This is a genomic window from Providencia rettgeri, from assembly GCF_013702265.1.
Taxonomy (GTDB): domain Bacteria; phylum Pseudomonadota; class Gammaproteobacteria; order Enterobacterales; family Enterobacteriaceae; genus Providencia; species Providencia zhijiangensis.
On sequence record NZ_CP059348.1, the window covers coordinates 1,973,557 to 1,989,026 of the forward strand.

Consider the following 15,470-nt stretch of genomic DNA (forward strand, 5'->3'; position numbering starts at 1 on the left):
ACAGAAAATATAGATTACATTTCGTCTTTAAAAGATAAATTTAAAAACATACATTCTATTTATAGGAAATATTATGCATATTCTAAATAAATCCCTAACTTTATTGGGACTGACTTTGGCTATCACGATGTCACCAGCAGTATTTGCTTCTGGCGTGATTAATTTTACGGGAGAAATAACGGAGCAAGCTTGTACCGTAGACAGTCAATCACGTAACTTAAATGTTGATCTTGGTAGAGTCTCCACCAAAAGTTTATCTTCCGCTGGAGAAATGGCTGGATTAACGAATTTCACAATTAAACTCGTGGATTGCCCTGAAGATACCAAAGTTACCGTTAATTTTGGTGGAAACCGAGATTCGGTTGACCAAGATATTCTGGCGTTACATCATGGTGCTGGAACAGCAAAAAACGTGGGTATCGCCCTGTATGAAAAAAATGCAACTTCTCAGATCAAATTATATGAAGATAGCAAAGAGGTTGCTTTAGCTGGAAAATCAGCAGAATTGGAGTATGTTGCAGCGTTTAAAGCAACGGGGGCCGCAACGGCGGGGCAAGCGAATAGTAGTGCAGTTTATAGTATTCAATATCAATAATATGATGGGTGACGTTTGTCACCCATATTTATTTTATGTTGGCATTCATATGAAAATAATTTATTCAGTTGTGCTATTTTTTTTCTGTTTTGTTTCTTTAGCATCAGCATCTGGGATCAGTGTAGGTGGAACTCGTTTTGTTTACATGGATAATAAACGAGAAATTTCAATTCCAATTTTTAATAGTAATGAAAAAAAACCTTTTTTGATTCAAAGTTGGGTAACAGGATTTAATGAGGATATTAAAGCGCCATTTATTGCAACACCTGCTTTATTTCGTGTTGAGCCAAACAGTTATGGAGCGGCAAGAATTGCGTATTTAGGTCAGCCTCTTTCATCTAATCAAGAGAAAATATTTTTATTAAATATAAAATCAATCCCTCCTAAGGATGAGAATATTGAAAATGAGCTTCAAATTATTATTAACTCCCAATTTAAACTTTTCCTGCGCTCAAACGATATTGAGCCATTGAATTTTGAAAATATAATTTTAACAAAAGAGAATGATGGAGTGAAAATCAATAATAAAACACCATATCATTTATCAATTAAAAGTATTTTAATTAATGGCGAGAGTATAAAAGGAACGAAAATGGTCTACCCATGGGTAGATAATTATATCTTAAAAAGAAGAATGGATAAGGGGCATGTAGTTACTGTCGAATTTATCAATGACTATGGTGCTATTGTGGAAAAGAAAATAACCAAGAGCTAGTGTATGGAAACACACCATTTAATCAAAAACTGGTTGTACAGTAAGAAAATCATTTTTATTAAGATTACATTTCTTTCATCAATTGGGTTTCCGTCAATCCTCTGCGCAAGTGAAATATTTGACATCAATGCAGTTAATACAGGGATTGGAAATCAGTTATCTGACCCTTCATTATTAAATTACCTATCTAAAATGGAAGGGCAACTTCCTGGTCGTTATCAGGTCAATATTTATGTTAATGGAAGTAAAGTTGCGGATGAGTTAATTGAGTTTATTTATGATGATGAAGAAAAAAAACTAAAACCCAAGATAAATAAAGATCAGTTAATAAGATGGGGTGTTAAACCTTCAATGTTATTACAAGAAAACAAAATTTCCTCAGCCGATGAAATTTTAGATATTAAACACTCAATTGATGGTAGTGACATTCACCATGATTTTTTTTCAAGCCGATTGGATATTAGTATTCCTCAAATTGCAATGGAAATGACGAGCCGAGGCTATATTGATGCTGCCGAATGGGACGATGGGATCAACGGGATGTTTATTAACTATTCAGCGCGGTTTAACCGAGCTTGGGGAAGCTCGAACAATCAACAAAATATTTATGTAGGTTTACGAAATGGAATCAATTGGGGAGCTTGGCGGCTGCGTAATCACAGTTATTACAATGACACGAATGAAAAGATTATTTTGCATAGTTTGCAAACCTTCTTAGAGCGGGATATTCGTGATTTTAAAAGTCATTTAATTATTGGAGAAACAGCGTCTGATAACGGGATCATGGATGTTTTTCAATATCGTGGTATCAAGCTAATGTCGGAAGAAAGCATGTTACCGCAAAGTCTCCGTGGATTTGCTCCTGTCGTTAATGGTGTTGCAAATACTAATGCGGTGGTCACTGTTCATCAAAATGGTCAAATTATTTATCAAACGTCGGTACCTGCTGGGGAATTTATATTGAATGACCTTTATCCAACGTCGTTCAGTGGCGATTTACAGGTTATGGTCGCCGAAGCAAATGGTTCAATAAGAACATTTACCCAACCTTTTTCTAATGCTCCCATCATGCAAAGGGAAGGTTCATTAAAATACAGCATTGAACTTGGAAAATATCGAGAAGATAAAGGGACGCAAAAACCTTATTTTATTCAATTCTCTGGGATCTATGGTCTGCCAATCAATTTAGCAAATTATGGCAATGTGTCGTTATTAGGTGGTGCGCTTATCTCAGAAAATGAACAAGTTTATGTTTTAGGAACTGGAGTGAGTTTAGGTTATTTCGGGGGGATTTCACTGGATATGAAATACTCACAATCACACTGGCAGCAATATTCAAAGGTAACTGAGCAAACCTACCGTTTTCAATATACTAAAGTTATTCAAAATACAGGGACGGGACTAAATTTATCCGCTCAATACGCGTTAGAGCCCGATGAAAGTCATGCTTATTTTCAAACCATAAGCATCGAACGATTATCAAAGAAACAACGTTTACAGATTGCGTTGAGTCAAGCTTTAGGAACATGGGGCTCTTTAAACATTAATGGATATCAGCAAAAATATTGGGGACAGTCAGGGGCCGATAATAACCTTACGGTCAGTTTTGGCTCTCAGTATAAATCTATTAATTACAGTTTTTCCTATTCTCATTCTGAACAAAATAATCCCCATAGGGTGGATAAGTTGTTCTCCTTTAATTGCAGTATGCCATTTCGTTGGAAAGAAAATGCGTATTGGGCTGTTTATAGCTACAACACGAGCCGCAATGCCGGCGGAATAAGTACAGTTAGCTTGAATGGCTCAGCCTTCAATGCCAATCAATTACAATACGACATTACTCAACAATATCATCATAAAAATCGACAATTCAGCCATGGTATCCGTGGTAATTACTTAGCCTCTTACGGTGAATTTGGGGTGGGTTGGGATTATGCTCCTGAATATCAATCTGCCCATGCGGCGGCGACAGGGTCACTGTTATTTCATCAAGATGGAGTGACTGCTTCACGGGCGTTTTCTGATGCTATTGGACTGGTTAAGGCTCAAGATATTGGTCATTTGAAAGTGAATAATGTGCCTTCACTGCATACCAATGGGCAAGGGTATGCGGTGATCCCAATGTTAACGCGCTATGAGCGCAATAAAGTGAGTGTGGATACCGCTACGTTAAAGGGTAATGATGATGTGGAATTGAATTCAGCGACAGTTGTTCCCACAAGCGGTGCAATTGTTTTGGTGGATCTCAAAGCGAAGCGTGGTGGGCGAGTGGTATTAAAATTGAAGAAAAATAACCAGTTACTCATGTTTGGTACCCAAGTTAATCTTCTCGCACAGCAGCATGTCGTCTCATCGGGCATTGTCGCGAATGACGGAGAAGTTTATTTGAGTGGGGTTCCTGCGCAGAGCGTTGTTCAAGTTAAGTGGGGAGAAGCGCGTACGCAACAGTGCAAGTTGCCTCTTCAGATTGATTTGAACAATCCAAATATCCAATTTATCGAAGGGACTTGCCAATAAGGGGGCTTATGAAACAGTTTGCTATCTCCAGCGCTATCTACGCCATTATGTTGCTGTTCTCACCAAGAATTCTCGCAGACTACCGAGCTGAATTTTCATCTTACACGGTACCGATATCTCAAGCGTTGTATGTTCCTAAAAATGCGCCTGTTAACTCACACATTGCGACGATAGAGCTGGGAACCTATACGCCATGGGTATGGTGGAATGAATCGGGGACAACGCGAGTGGGAATTAATTTACCCGGGATCTTTGATGATCATTATCAGATAGCAGGGGTTGGCGCTATTAAGGAAATTGGCCTATCAGGTATCGGCTTTGCACTACACGGTTCAGTTAATAGCCCCTGTTCAGCGAGAGGATATGTGAATGGTAAAAATAACCGCGATGGAAATCCGGCGAATCGCTTGCTGTGTCCAAGCAGCGAATCAAGGGGTAATTACAGTGTTACCTTGAAAGCCGCATTCTATAAAATCCGCCCTCAAGTGAATTCTCAATTATTACAATCGACTAGCGCTGCGATGCTTATTGTGTTTAATGATAAGTTTATTACTCAGGATGCATTTGGAAATGTTGAGCCAAAAATTTGGTTGTCACCGATTAATGTGATTGCTAATGGATGTGAAGTTAAAAATCGGGTAGTCAATGTCGCCTTTGGTCAGGTGGAAAAGTCAGGCGCCAATGGGGTGGGTATGACAGTTGCGAATAGCCGTAAACGATTCAAAATTGAGCTTGAATGTGATGAATCCTCGCCAATAAAGATCCGTTTTATGGGAATGGCTGATGCGAGTGGATTAGGTGGAACGATTGCACTCAATAATCCGAATCATCAGAAAACTGCAAAAGGCTTTGGCATTCAAATTAAACACAAAGGAAAACCCATTAAACTGAATCAAACGGTGCAAGTTTCCCGCTTAAATCAAGCGCAACACTACGTTATTCCGTTAGAAGCGGCCTATATTCAAACCGCAGAGAAAACACACGGAGGAAAGGCAGATGGAACGCTGCAATTTAATCTGCAATATCATTGAGATGACAAAATAAAAGGGAGCCTAAGCTCCCTCTAAAAATTGAACGACTAAACTATTATTCAACTACCAAGCTATCATTCAACCACTAAAATACGGCAGGTATTGGTGCTGCCGATGGTGCCCATTTGGTCACCTTGAGTCACGATAACCGTATCTCCGACCATCAAGTAGCCATTGTCACGTAAACGTGCGATGGCTTCACTTGCTGCTGCAATACCATCAGTATGCGTGCTGCAAAATACAGGGGTGACACCACGATACAGAGAACATTGGTTCAATGTTTTTTCATGGCGAGACATCGCGAAAATTGGCAAGCCAGAGCTAATACGCGACATAATACGTGCGGTACGACCTGATTCAGTCATCGCAATGATCGCTTTAACACCTTTTAGGTGATTGGCGGCATACATGGTTGACATCGCAATCGCATCTTCGGAACTTTCAAATTCAGCGTCTAAACGGTGTTTTGAAATATTCAGGCCCGGCATTTTTTCCGCACCAAAACAGACTTGCGCCATGGCAGCGACAGTTTCCGCTGGGTATTGTCCTGCTGCGGTTTCTGCGGATAGCATCACTGCATCGGTTCCGTCTAAGACAGCGTTTGCCACGTCCATCACTTCTGCACGGGTTGGCATTGGGTTGGTGATCATGGATTCCATCATTTGAGTTGCCGTGATCACCACGCGGTTTAACTGACGAGAACGACGAATTAATTTCTTCTGTACGGCAACCAGTTCAGGGTCACCAATTTCAACCCCTAAGTCACCACGGGCAACCATCACAACGTCAGATGCAAGGATCACTTCGTCCATGATATCGTCAGTCGCAACGGCTTCAGCACGTTCGACTTTGGCGACGATTTGGCATTCGCAGCCTGCATCACGCGCTAAACGGCGAGCATAATCTAGATCTTCACCTGAACGCGGGAAAGAGACAGCCAAGAAATCCACATTGATTTTAGCGGCGGTAATAATGTCGGCTTTGTCTTTTTCTGTCAGCGCTTCTGCGGACAATCCACCACCGAGTTTATTAATGCCTTTATTGTTGGAAAGTTGTCCACCGACAGTCACTTCGGTGAAGACTTGCAAACCTTGAACTTCACGAACCTTTAACTGCACGCGACCATCATCCAGTAGGAGAATATCGCCAGGTACCACGTCAGCAGGAAGACCTTTATAGTCGATACCCACTTTATGTTGGTCGCCTTCACCTTTACCTAATGAAGCATCCAGCGTGAATTTATCGCCAACATTGAGGAAAACTTTACCGTCTTTAAAAGTAGAAACACGAATTTTCGGACCTTGTAGATCCCCAAGAATAGCGACGTGACGCCCTAATCGAGCCGCAATCTCACGCACTTTATTTGCGCGAGCCATGTGGTCTTCAGGAGTTCCGTGAGAGAAGTTCAGGCGAACAACGTTAGCCCCAGCATTGATAATTTTTTCTAGATTATTATCACGATCGGTTGCTGGACCAAGGGTTGTAACAATTTTAGTTCTTCTAAGCCGTCTAGACATGTATTACTCCGTGACCTGTAATGGTACAAATATAAGTGAAACCATTTCACTCCATTTCGAAACCTATTTACTGCAAATAGGGGTGCTGACACGAGCACAGCTATTATATACAGCAAATTTCTTAAAGCCATCGGGAGAATAAAAACTCTTTGGGCCCGGTAGAATTAAGAAACCTCTTTTAACATTGTCATTTCCATCTTTCAGACATTATCAAACCGCGAATCGCGTAACGCTTCTTTGACCCGTTTCAAGTTATCTCTAAATTTTTCGCCTCTACGCAAAGTAAATCCAGTGGTTAATACATCAATGACGGCAAGCTGTGCCATTCTAGAGACCATTGGCATGTACATATCGGTATCTTCAGGGACATCAATAATAATCGATAAGTTGGCTTCTTTGGCGAGAGGAGAACCTTCAGAGGTAATTGCGATGACCGTCGCATCATTCTGGCGAGCGAGTTGCGCCATATCGACTAAGGCTTTTGTGCGTCCTGTGTGAGAAATCAACACAATCACATCCCCCTCACTACTATTGATGCAGCTCATGCGTTGCATGACAATATCATCAAAGTATATGACTGGAATATTAAAACGGAAAAATTTATTCATCGCATCGTGGGCAACCGCCGCAGAAGCCCCAAACCCAAAAAAGCTGATTTTTCGCGCTTGAGTAAGTAAATCAACGGCACGATTAATGGCATGAGTATCGAGGGTATGTTTGACATTGTCTAACCCGGCCATTGCGGATTCAAAAATCTTGTGAGTATAGGTATTGACGGTGTCTGTCTCTTCGATATGGCGATTAACGTAAGGCGTGCCATTAGCGAGATTTTGAGCCAGTTTTAATTTAAAGTCAGGAAACCCTTTGGTTTCCATTTTGCGGCAAAATCGGTTGACGGTAGGCTCGCTGACATCCGCCAATTGGGCCAATGCAGCGATACTTAAATGAATAGCACTTTGGGGCATACTTAAAATGACTTCCGCCACTTTTTTTTCTGATTTACTCAAAAAATCGAGGCTAGTTTTCATTTGTTCTAAAATATTCATATAGCAAAAGTGCCTATTTCAGCAAAAGGAGAAATATTTCTGCCATCAGCGTATGGTGGCATTAACATCCGGATATGACTGAAAATATACTACGTGTTGATAGTAAGCTATCTATACACTGAGCGTAACTAATGGCTTTTTTACGAAAATATGACCCGTATCTAATTTTCAACTTAGTAAACTCACCACATAAACCGTGATTTTCTAACAAAGCTGGAAGCATTCAGTGATAAAAAATTTTATTGATGTCTGGGTATGCTGTATTTTTCAGCATAAAAACTGTGACCAGCGTCATCAATATTTACTGAGCAGGAGCAAACGGGTACATTAGCAGGCAACCGATTGTATTTTTATTAAAAACGACACTCAGAACCTATCTCATTAGAGTGAAATACCCCCTTATTTTCTCTGGGCTCTAATCAGATAGTTTCTAAATTCCGCAGATTGAGGAGAACCAACATGGCGGTACATAATGCTGCTCAAGCTTGTGACCTGATTATTTTCGGCACTAAAGGTGACCTAGCGCGTCGCAAGTTACTTCCATCACTGTATCAACTGGAAAAAGCAGGTTATATCCATCCAGATACTCGTATTATCGGCGTTGGTCGTGCCCAATGGGAACGGAACGATTATGTAGAATTTGTGCAAAAAGCCCTAAATGACTTTTTGAAAGAAGAGCTAGATCCTGCGCTGTGGGAGCGTTTAAGCGCCCGCTTAGATTTCTGCAATTTAGATGTCAGTGAAACCGATAACTTCGTTCGTTTAGCGGATATGCTCAAACAAGACGAACAACCTGCCATCCACTACTTCGCGATGCCACCAAGTACATTTGGTGAAATGTGTCAGGGGCTGGGTCACGCAGGGTTGAACAAGCAACCTAACCGCGTAGTGATGGAAAAACCATTAGGTACAGACTTAGCCTCATCCCAGCAGATCAACAACGAAGTTGCCAAATACTTCGATGAAAGCCAAGTTTACCGAATTGACCATTATCTGGGTAAAGAAACGGTTTTAAACTTACTGGCGCTGCGTTTTGCGAACTCCCTGTTTATCAATAACTGGGATAATCGCACCATTGACCATGTGCAGATCACTGTTGCAGAAGAAGTCGGTATCGAAGGTCGTTGGGGTTACTTTGACCAAGCTGGTCAGATGCGCGATATGGTGCAAAACCATTTGCTGCAGATCTTAACGATGATTGCCATGTCACCGCCGGCAGACTTAACCACTGACCGTATTCGTGATGAAAAAGTGAAAGTGCTGCGTTCTTTACGTCGCATTGACCACACAAACGTGCGTGAGAAAGCGGTACGCGGTCAATATACTGCGGGCTTTGTGCAAGGTAAGAAAGTACCAGGCTACTTAGAAGAAGAAGGCGCCAACAAGCAAAGCCAGACAGAGTCCTTTGTGGCTTTACGTGTGGATATTGATGACTGGCGCTGGGCAGGCGTCCCATTCTACCTGCGTACGGGTAAGCGTTTACCTGCAAAATGTTCAGAAGTTGTGGTCTATTTTAAAAAGCCAGCACTGAATATTTTCTCTGAAAGCTACCAAGATTTACCACAAAACAAATTGACCATTCGTCTACAGCCAGATGAAGGGATCGATATTGAAATTATGAACAAGGCGCCAGGCTTGGATCATAAACATCGTTTACAGACCACTAAACTGGACTTGAGCTTCTCCGAAACCTTCAACCAAACGCATCTTGCGGATGCTTACGAGCGTTTATTATTAGAAGCCATGCGCGGTATTCAGGCATTATTCGTGCGCCGTGATGAAGTTGAAGAGGCTTGGAAGTGGGTCGATTCCATTATGGAGGCGTGGGCAATGGATAACGACGCGCCTAAGCCGTATCAAGCGGGAACTTGGGGGCCAATTGCTTCAGTAGCAATGATTGCTCGTGATGGTCGCTCGTGGAATGAGTTTGAGTAATATTTTATCTTTATAAAATAGAATAATGAAATGGCGGGGAAGCATAATCCCCGCCATTTTTTTAGCTAATATTGTCTTCTTTATCTTTTTTTATTCTTTCCGCGATAGAAATTTCTGCAAGCCATTGAATTTCACGTTGGCTAAATGACAAAGTTTTATTTTTTTCTGTTAATTCAAATGAAAGCGATGAATTTTTTATTTTAAGCATAGGGTAGCTATTTATTTCTTTTATGATTTTTGGATCGGTGAGTTTAATGGTTGAATGAAATACAACAGGGACATGTTTTGCAGGTTTTGATCTTGAAAAGAAAGCGCTGATTGGCATTGTAAATCCTTTAGTGATGCATTTATTGAATGCGGAGTCTGCCATGACTCATGACGCTTCTCTTTAATAATGTGATGGTTACCATGATGTAGACTCAAGGTAACCATTCAATTTGGGTTATCTTAAAGCACTAGCTCACTTCGACCTGTCGCAGCCATATGAATAATACCTTGCTCGATACGTAAACACGCCATTTTAGCCGCATCAGGAACCGATAACCCGGCCAATAATTGAGCGGTAAGCTCAGCGCCGAATAGGTCGCCAGTGCCTTTGGGTGTTACAGGGTAACGTTTGTGGCGAATAACGGCGACATCCTGTTTCGTTACACAGACCACTTCAATGCTTTCCTCATCAGGTTGAAAAGCGCTCGTAATGATGACCCACTGCGTGTGACCTTTGAGCAACGAGCGAGCTGCACGGGTGGCATCGTCTAGATTATTGATCTCTTGTCCGCTGAGTGTGGAAAGCTCAAATTTGTTCGGGATAATTCCCGTCGCGAGTGGGATGACTTCATGCCGATAAACATCGGCAATCGCTGGAGGAATATAAAAGCCACTATCTTCATCCCCCATGACTGGATCGACAATGACAGGCATTTTAGGGTGTTTCTCGCGCACAGAGGCAAGCCAATTTGCCAGGTCGTGAGCTTTATCTGGGGAACCTAAATAACCCGTTAAAATGGCTTTAACGCTGTTTAAGCTGCCGCGTTCAACGAAGCCTTGTAAATAACCGCGAAACCATTCACCGGGTAATTCGCCACCATAACAAGTGGCATAGTGGGGTGTGTTGCTTAGAATAACGGTGGGAACCGCAGCAACGCGTAATCCCTGTTTGGTCAATGCAGGCACAGCGATGCTATTACCTACACTGCCATACACAACTTGTGATTGAATGGAGACGACATCATAAGGAAGCGGGGTGGCATCGGCGGCGTTTTGAAAGCTATTTGACGTTAGCGTAAAGGTATCCATGACTCTCTCTTATTGGTGTTCATTATTGCTATTTTCTAACGGATAACACGATAAGAAGCGTGTTGGCGTTGATTGTCAATGGTAACCGAAAAAATTCACATTGAATGGGATGGTTACAGCATAAAAAAGGGTGATAAAAAATTTTTTTGCTTAGATCCTCTAAAAATAAATGCGAGAAAAATAACGGAATTATTCGCAAAATAGACGCTGCCACTGTATTGCTTAGCATATTAATGAATATTTATGCATAAATGTGACAAATTCAAAAAGTGTTTGCATTCATTGACTTAATAATTTTGGCATGATAGAAATAGCTTGAAACTAACAATTATATGAGGGTTCGGAGTAACTTGGATGGATGTCCATCCGATGAAATGAATGAGATATCATGCTTAGCGTGACTAGCATAAAGATCAGTAAGTCCCAAAGAAGATCAACACACAAGCTTTTCCTTTCCGCTATTCTTTCCAGTGAGCATCACTGGTGTGGCGCATTATAGCGTCCTTCTAGATTATTCAATCCGCTGAATAAAATCAGCATTCTTTTGTTTTTATTTGAATTTTAAACAGCTTAAAGCTTAACCATTAAGCTCATTGCCTTTCTATCTTGTTCAAAAAACAGGCTATGGCGAAGCTGTATCTAGAGGGATACTATAATGATTTATTGGATATTTTTAGCATTAGCTATCGTGACTGAGGTCATTGGTACGTTATCAATGAAACATGCCAGCGTAAGCGGTGATTTCACGGGTATGGCCGTGATGTATGTGATGATTGCGACTTCCTATATTTTACTGGCGGTTGCGGTAAAAAAAGTGGCACTGGGTGTTGCTTACGCCATGTGGGAAGGTGTTGGTGTTCTGTTAATTACGACGTTCAGCGTATTGTGGTTTGGAGAATCGCTGTCACCAATGAAAGTCGGTGGACTAGTTTTTCTGATCACGGGTATTGCATTGATCAAATCAGGCACCAAAAAAGCGACTGTTAGACAGTCAGCTCAGAAGGTAAAACAAGCTGCCAAGAATGCGGTTGATTCCGCCAAAGCCCGAGCTTTAGTGACAAAGACCGCTAAATCGGAGGTGTAATATGGCCAGTCAATTTGAATGGTGGCATGCGGCATTTTTGATCCTCGCAGTGGTACTGGAAATTCTAGCCAACGTATTTTTAAAAATGTCGGATGGTTTTAGACGTTATTGGTTAGGAATTTTGTCTCTTGTTGCTGTATTAGGGGCATTTAGTGCACTGGCGCAGGCAGTGAAGGGAATCGAACTGTCAGTCGCTTATGCCTTATGGGGAGCATTCGGTTTAATCGCCACAGTTGCTGCCGGCTGGATCTTGTTTAATCAACGCCTAAACTATAAAGGCTGGGGTGGGTTAGTATTGCTGCTTATTGGTATGGTGCTGATTAAAATGTCGTAACAGATAATTTGCTCAACAAAAGCATATTGTCAACGAAGTCATTAGGTTTTATTTAATTATATTCAACCTAATGACTTCACTTAATTTTCCTCTCTTGAATTTAATGTACTTAGTAAGCGTACATTTATAGAATATTTCACTTCAAACAAGCGTATAACGTTCCATTATCAATTCATTATTATATTTTGATTTTTTTGGCTATATTAGTTTCGTACCGAAAATAAAATAATTCATATATTTTACAGAATATTCTTAAAAATATATTTTATTTGAATTTAATTTATTTAATAATAAATGGAAAGCAAATTTCCACAGAAAATTATTTGATTTCAATATGATGCGCATTGATTTCCAGGGTTTAACTTCATTGGGTAAATCATTGCTTTATTTGGCTTTCAATTCTTGATTTTACTAATGTATTTAATCTTTCTTAAGTGATATTCTTTTCCCTGCTTTAAAAAGGAATGGTTTCTATTGAATTTCATATTGAGAATTGATGATTAATTTAAATTCTCATAATAACAAAATTATGCGAAAAATATTATGAAGCTAAATAAATTAAGTCTGGCAGTGACTATTGGAATTTCCTTATTAACGTCTCAAGGATATTCTGCGAATAATAAGCTTGAAATTGAGAAAAAGGTTGATATCAATATTGGCCCTGGTATTGATTCTGAAGATCTTTCGATTTCAGGCGATGGAAAGGTTATTGCGGGAAATGAAAGTTCGGATAATCGTGATTCGGGTGTGTTTCGTTGGTCACAAGACAAAGGGATCATGCATTTAGGCACGCTGAAAGCAGATAACAGCGGTCGTGCGTCAACAAATGGCGTTTCAAAGGATGGCTCTACGATTATTGGTTATTCAAGTACAGATGATGGGCGCGGAAGTGCATTTATCTGGACTGAACGTGGCGGAATGGAAGGCTTAGGTAGTTTACGTACGGATGGCATTAACGGTTCGTATGCCCAAGCAGTTTCTGATGATGGGAAGGTAGTTACAGGGCAAGCGTCAGTGGACGATAACCGCTCTGTTGCGTTTATTTGGACTCGAGAGTCAGGCATGGTTGGGCTGGGAACATTAAAAAGCGATAACACAGGAACTTCTGATCCTAATGGATTATCCGCTGATGGCTCAACGGTAGTGGGGGATTCAAGCACTCACTCAGGAAATATGCATGCTTTCAGATGGCGTAAAGAAACGGGCATGACTGACTTGGGAATATTAACGTCGGATAATTCAGGAATTTCATCGGCAAATGGCGTGTCTGCCAATGGTTCAGTTGTCGTAGGTTCTTCTGACACAGATGGAGGGGATAGCAATGCTTTCCGTTGGACTGAAAAAACTGGAATGGTGGGTTTAGGCACGTTACGAGCCGATAACTCTGGGCATTCAGATGCTGATTATGTATCCAGAGATGGCACCGTCGTTGTCGGTGGGTCTGACTCTGATTATGACAGCTATTCCACAATGGCATTCCGCTGGACTGAAAAAGAGGGAATGAAAGGCCTAGGGACATTAAAGTCGGACAATTCAGGTTATTCAGAAGCTTATGATATCTCAAGTGATGGTTCAGTGATTGTGGGGGAATCGAACACGGATTCTAATCAATATATGCAGGCATTCCGCTGGACTGAAGCAACGGGTATGGTGAATTTGGGAACACTGCAATCTGATAACCTTGGTAACGCAACGGCGTATTCGGTATCGGATGATGGTTTGGTCGTGGCTGGAACCTCAATCACAGACAGTGGTGAGAGCCATGCTGTTTTGTGGAAAATTAAGGAAGCCTCAACGAAGCCAGTTGATCCAATAAAACCGGTCGACCCAACGAAACCAGTAGACCCAACTAAGCCAGTTGATCCAGTAAAACCCGTAGACCCAACAAAACCAACGATTGTGACGGTAGATGCCACCAATAGTAGCCGCGCAATGTCTCGTACAGCAAGTCGTGGATTTGAAGTGCTCGATCTCTACCAAAATAGCTTAGAGACTCTCAGTTCAAGTCGCTGCCAGTTAGGGCAGGACAACTACTGCGTTGGGTTATTTACGCAATATGATACCGTATCAAGCAACCATCGTGTTGCTACTGGCTTGCATGGAACTCTGCGTTTACCAGCAGAAAACTGGACTGTTGGTGTGGCGATGAACTTCGCCAATAACACAACACTCACTAGCAATTATGATACTCGTGGTAGCAATCATCCTGCGGTGGGCGGTTATATTCGCTATCAAGAAAACCGTAATAATGAAGGTCTCTATGCGGATTTGTCGGCATCATACCTGAGCCAAGGCTTAGTGATCACCCGTGATACCTTACAAAATACGGAAGGTGGGCAAGGCAATGCGACTATCAAAGGCTATCAAGCTCGTGTAGGTGCAGGTTACGGTATTTCCGTTGCTCCTCAAACTCAATTGCTACCAGAAGTAGCATTGACCTATAAAGATATTAATCGCAGTGGGTATACTGAAGCGAAAAATGCGGAATTTGCTGCGCAATATGGTCGTATGGGTAACAAACGTACAGATATCGACCTTGGTATTCGAGTGGATCACAATATCAATGATGTAGTCACGTTAGATGGAAAAGTGGGTAGCGCATTCAAGCTAAATAGTGTTCGTGATGCATTTACAGGCTATGTACCGTACATTGGCGCTTATGCTTATGACAAAGGCTCAGAGAAAAGTGTGACTCCATATGTGGCTGCGGGTATCAATGTGAATGTCACGAAAAACTCTACATTACGCGCCGATGCTGGGTGGCAAAAAACGGATTATAACCATGATGGCGTTCAAGCAGGGCTAAGCTATTCGTACCATTGGTGATAATAGACAAAAAATAAATAGGTACAAAATAAATAAGTAAGTAAAAAAGAGGGCATTTAGCCCTCTTTTTTCAAGTATCAATCAAGACTAATCAATCGCCGCAACGATTTTGATCTCAACTTTATATTCAGGCTTCATCAGTGCGGCTTGAACAGTGCAACGAACAGGCGCGCTACCCGCAACAACCCATGCATCCCACGCTTGGTTCATGCCAGCAAAATCTGCTTTATCTGCAAGGAAGATAGTCGCATCTAAAATTTTGCTTTTATCGGAACCCACACGGCCTAACATGACATCAATAGCGGCTAAGGTATCTGCGGTTTGAATAATAATGTCGCCATCCAGTTTTTCTGGGACGCTAGTATAATAGACCACGTTGTTATGGATAACAGCTTCAGACCAACGGGTATCTGGGTCAATGCGTTCAATAGTCATAATTGTTCCTTATTATCAATGCTGAACAAGGATATCAGTTTGCTACTATGATGAAAATCAGTTCATTGATGAAACGATAATTAGCTCAGCAGCCATCTTGAACTCATGGTAAAGTGTGCCCATCAACGGTAAGCAATAT

General features: G+C 41.3%; 13 protein-coding genes. 8 read left to right on the forward strand and 5 right to left on the reverse strand.

Going from position 1 to position 15,470, the window contains the following annotated elements:
* Positions 1 to 73: 73 nt before the first annotated feature.
* The 4 genes from H0913_RS09100 to H0913_RS18885 are packed head-to-tail and all read left to right on the forward strand — an operon-like array spanning position 74 to position 4,858.
* Positions 74 to 595, forward strand: a complete 522-nt coding sequence (locus H0913_RS09100) for a fimbrial protein (protein WP_154603898.1) — start codon at positions 74 to 76, stop codon at positions 593 to 595.
* A complete protein-coding gene (locus tag H0913_RS09105) occupies positions 513 to 1,310 on the forward strand; it encodes a molecular chaperone (RefSeq protein ID WP_154603897.1) in 798 nt (265 codons plus the stop codon). Before H0913_RS09100 ends, H0913_RS09105 begins: the two co-directional genes overlap by 83 nt.
* Positions 1,311 to 1,313: 3 nt before the next feature.
* On the forward strand, positions 1,314 to 3,827 hold the full coding sequence (locus H0913_RS09110; RefSeq protein WP_181478601.1) for a fimbria/pilus outer membrane usher protein: 2,514 nt from the start codon (positions 1,314 to 1,316) through the stop codon (positions 3,825 to 3,827).
* A gap of 8 nt (positions 3,828 to 3,835) precedes the next feature.
* Positions 3,836 to 4,858, forward strand: coding sequence for a fimbrial protein (locus H0913_RS18885; RefSeq protein WP_181478603.1), 1,023 nt, complete (start codon positions 3,836 to 3,838; stop codon positions 4,856 to 4,858).
* Positions 4,859 to 4,932: 74 nt separating this feature from the next.
* Here H0913_RS18885 and pyk read toward each other — a convergent pair whose 3' ends face one another.
* The gene (gene pyk, locus H0913_RS09120) at positions 4,933 to 6,375 is read right to left on the reverse strand and encodes a pyruvate kinase (RefSeq protein WP_036948247.1); all 1,443 of its coding nucleotides are present in this window, start codon (positions 6,373 to 6,375) and stop codon (positions 4,933 to 4,935) included.
* A 200-nt stretch (positions 6,376 to 6,575) separates the two neighbouring features.
* Entirely contained in the window at positions 6,576 to 7,421 is an 846-nt protein-coding gene (locus H0913_RS09125; protein ID WP_154626743.1) for a MurR/RpiR family transcriptional regulator, read from the reverse strand.
* A 459-nt stretch (positions 7,422 to 7,880) separates the two neighbouring features.
* Between H0913_RS09125 and zwf the strand changes: the two genes are divergently transcribed.
* Complete coding sequence (gene zwf / locus H0913_RS09130) at positions 7,881 to 9,356, forward strand: glucose-6-phosphate dehydrogenase (protein ID WP_154638197.1); 1,476 nt, start codon at positions 7,881 to 7,883, stop codon at positions 9,354 to 9,356.
* 61 nt (positions 9,357 to 9,417) lie between these two features.
* Here the strand turns inward: zwf and H0913_RS09135 are convergent, their stop codons facing one another.
* Together H0913_RS09135 and pdxK are read right to left on the reverse strand one after the other, a co-directional pair.
* A complete protein-coding gene (locus tag H0913_RS09135) occupies positions 9,418 to 9,726 on the reverse strand; it encodes a hypothetical protein (protein ID WP_181478605.1) in 309 nt (102 codons plus the stop codon).
* A gap of 77 nt (positions 9,727 to 9,803) precedes the next feature.
* The gene (pdxK, locus tag H0913_RS09140) at positions 9,804 to 10,652 is read right to left on the reverse strand and encodes a pyridoxine/pyridoxal/pyridoxamine kinase (RefSeq protein WP_181478607.1); all 849 of its coding nucleotides are present in this window, start codon (positions 10,650 to 10,652) and stop codon (positions 9,804 to 9,806) included.
* Between the two features lie 655 nt (positions 10,653 to 11,307).
* On the opposite strand from pdxK, the gene mdtJ reads away from it, so the two are divergent.
* The 3 genes from mdtJ to H0913_RS09155 all read left to right on the forward strand — a co-directional run bounded on the left by mdtJ (position 11,308) and on the right by H0913_RS09155 (position 14,896).
* Entirely contained in the window at positions 11,308 to 11,736 is a 429-nt protein-coding gene (mdtJ, locus tag H0913_RS09145; RefSeq protein WP_154603890.1) for a multidrug/spermidine efflux SMR transporter subunit MdtJ, read from the forward strand.
* A 1-nt stretch (position 11,737) separates the two neighbouring features.
* Positions 11,738 to 12,070, forward strand: coding sequence for a multidrug/spermidine efflux SMR transporter subunit MdtI (gene mdtI / locus H0913_RS09150; protein WP_154638195.1), 333 nt, complete (start codon positions 11,738 to 11,740; stop codon positions 12,068 to 12,070).
* A 543-nt stretch (positions 12,071 to 12,613) separates the two neighbouring features.
* A complete protein-coding gene (locus H0913_RS09155; RefSeq protein ID WP_181478608.1) occupies positions 12,614 to 14,896 on the forward strand; it encodes an autotransporter domain-containing protein in 2,283 nt (760 codons plus the stop codon).
* 87 nt (positions 14,897 to 14,983) lie between these two features.
* Here the strand turns inward: H0913_RS09155 and H0913_RS09160 are convergent, their stop codons facing one another.
* Positions 14,984 to 15,331 carry a RidA family protein gene (locus tag H0913_RS09160; protein ID WP_036948225.1) on the reverse strand — a complete coding sequence of 116 codons (348 nt, stop codon included), beginning with the start codon at positions 15,329 to 15,331 and terminating at the stop codon, positions 14,984 to 14,986.
* Between the last annotated feature and the right edge of the window lie 139 nt (positions 15,332 to 15,470).

Excerpts from the sequence above, each read along its gene's own strand:
- H0913_RS09100 (WP_154603898.1), top strand. The coding sequence starts at position 74 with ATGCATATTCTAAATAAATCCCTAACTTTATTGGGACTGACTTTGGCT.
- H0913_RS09105 (WP_154603897.1), top strand. The coding sequence starts at position 513 with ATGTTGCAGCGTTTAAAGCAACGGGGGCCGCAACGGCGGGGCAAGCGA.
- H0913_RS09110 (WP_181478601.1), top strand. The coding sequence starts at position 1,314 with ATGGAAACACACCATTTAATCAAAAACTGGTTGTACAGTAAGAAAATC.
- H0913_RS18885 (WP_181478603.1), top strand. The coding sequence starts at position 3,836 with ATGAAACAGTTTGCTATCTCCAGCGCTATCTACGCCATTATGTTGCTG.
- pyk (WP_036948247.1), bottom strand. The coding sequence starts at position 6,375 with ATGTCTAGACGGCTTAGAAGAACTAAAATTGTTACAACCCTTGGTCCA.
- H0913_RS09125 (WP_154626743.1), bottom strand. The coding sequence starts at position 7,421 with ATGAATATTTTAGAACAAATGAAAACTAGCCTCGATTTTTTGAGTAAA.
- zwf (WP_154638197.1), top strand. The coding sequence starts at position 7,881 with ATGGCGGTACATAATGCTGCTCAAGCTTGTGACCTGATTATTTTCGGC.
- H0913_RS09135 (WP_181478605.1), bottom strand. The coding sequence starts at position 9,726 with ATGGCAGACTCCGCATTCAATAAATGCATCACTAAAGGATTTACAATG.
- pdxK (WP_181478607.1), bottom strand. The coding sequence starts at position 10,652 with ATGGATACCTTTACGCTAACGTCAAATAGCTTTCAAAACGCCGCCGAT.
- mdtJ (WP_154603890.1), top strand. The coding sequence starts at position 11,308 with ATGATTTATTGGATATTTTTAGCATTAGCTATCGTGACTGAGGTCATT.
- mdtI (WP_154638195.1), top strand. The coding sequence starts at position 11,738 with ATGGCCAGTCAATTTGAATGGTGGCATGCGGCATTTTTGATCCTCGCA.
- H0913_RS09155 (WP_181478608.1), top strand. The coding sequence starts at position 12,614 with ATGAAGCTAAATAAATTAAGTCTGGCAGTGACTATTGGAATTTCCTTA.
- H0913_RS09160 (WP_036948225.1), bottom strand. The coding sequence starts at position 15,331 with ATGACTATTGAACGCATTGACCCAGATACCCGTTGGTCTGAAGCTGTT.